1 protein-coding gene is annotated in these 581 nt (G+C 35.5%); it reads right to left on the bottom strand.

What is annotated here, in order from left to right; all coding sequences use genetic code 11:
* Window positions 1-581: STAS domain-containing protein (locus tag AC1DRF_RS31660; protein WP_477742781.1), on the bottom strand; the 581-nt coding region annotated here is incomplete at both ends.

Genomic DNA, 581 nt, shown 5'->3' with positions numbered 1-581 from the left:
GATTAAGTTATACCCCACACATTGAAGAGCTTGTTGAATATTTTTCACGACTTTTAACTGTAAGTTTTTCAAATCATGATTTTTAATTTGCTCTTTCGCAAATGTGGGCGTTACACCTGTTATAACTGCTTGAGCACCCATGAGCTGAAGTGCTGTAATCATTTTTAAGAAGAAATTCGGAAACTCTTTTTCTCTCAGAAGCAGCTTCGATAAATCAATGATAAAGTAATCTATTTCATTATGAGCTGCATCGTGAAGCACATCTGTCATAATCTGATCCGCACGCTCTTTATCAATAATACCTTGAAGAGAAAGAATCGAAACACCTTCTGTAATCGGAATGATTGGGACACTTAAAAACCCCATCTGATATCGTGTTTCATCCAGATCGATCATATGAGATAAGATACCTGCCATTGATTGTAAAAAAGCAATATCTTCTCCTGAAAATTCTTTTTCTTCCTTGTCCATTACACAGAGTGTTCCAAATACATTTCCTTTTAAATCTTTTAATGTAACACCTAAAAAACCTTTTACCTGCAATTGATCCGTTACTTCTAGCTGTCTGGTAACGGCATCCT

It is taken from the genome of Priestia sp. P5_B4 (assembly GCF_056400385.1).
Note: the sequence above shows the minus strand (reverse complement) of the source record. Positions and strands in the feature narration are given on the sequence as shown.